1 protein-coding gene is annotated in these 1,146 nt (G+C 31.4%); it reads left to right on the forward strand.

Features of this window, described 5'->3' with window-relative positions; genetic code table 11:
* Window positions 1-95: 95 nt before the first annotated feature.
* Window positions 96-1,146: O-methyltransferase (locus EKL98_RS16745; protein WP_126563217.1), on the forward strand; the 1,051-nt coding region annotated here is incomplete at its 3' end.

Genomic DNA, 1,146 nt, shown 5'->3' on the forward strand with positions numbered 1-1,146 from the left:
ATCGCTGTACCGTTATACACTATTATGAAAGTAATTGGGAAAGAATTTTTTCCGGAAAACAAAGTAATTCAGCTACTTACTAAAAATATTTAATTTTGGATTTAAAGCTATTGAATTCTGAAATTCAAGAATTTATCAATTCGTCTATTGATAAAACTATTACTAAATTGGCTTTGCAAAAAAATCCATTTCCTGTAATGGAGTGGGTTTCTATTTTAAATCAAATTGAGGCTAAAACCAAATCGAAAGAGAAATTACCCCATTGGTTTGCTACCAAAAACATCATTTATCCCAGCAAAATTTCTGTTGAACAAACCTCATCCGAAAAAACTGCTTCCTATAAATCCGAAATTGTTTCTGGCGAAAGTCTCATTGATTTAACTGGAGGTTTTGGTGTTGACGATTTTTATTTTGCAAAAAAAATAAACAAGGTAACTCATTGCGAAATAAACCCTGAACTTTCCCATATCGTTAAACACAATTTCGAGCAACTCAATGTAAAAAACATAAGATGTCTTTCAGGAGATAGCTTAGAGATTTTGTCGCAATTAAAGGCTGAATACGATTGGATTTACATTGACCCTTCCAGAAGAAGTGATGCCAAAGGCAAAGTTTTTATGCTCAAAGATTGTTTGCCCAATGTTCCTGAACATCTCGATTTTTTATTTAATTCTTCGGATAGAATTCTAATAAAAACAGCACCTCTCCTCGATATTTCGGCTGGATTATCCGAACTAAAAAACGTAAAATCGATACATATTATAGCTCTAGAAAATGAAGTCAAGGAATTATTATGGGAATTACACAAAAATTATTTTGGAAAAACAATCCTGAAAACTATTAACATAGTCAAGGAAAAAAGAGATACTTTCGAGTTTGTATTCAATGAAAATTCCGAAAATCCTGAATATGGTTTGCCAGCGAATTATTTATATGAACCCAACAGTGCGATAATGAAATCAGGCGGATTTGATGAAATCGGCATATTTTATAAACTCAAAAAACTCCATAAACATTCGCATTTATATACTAATTCTGAAATTATCGCCTTTCCTGGAAGAATTTTCGAAATTGATAATACCATTGAATATCACAAAAAAGAGATGAAAATTTTTCTAGAAGGAAAACAATTCAATATCACCACCC

Source organism: Flavobacterium bomense, assembly GCF_003970355.1.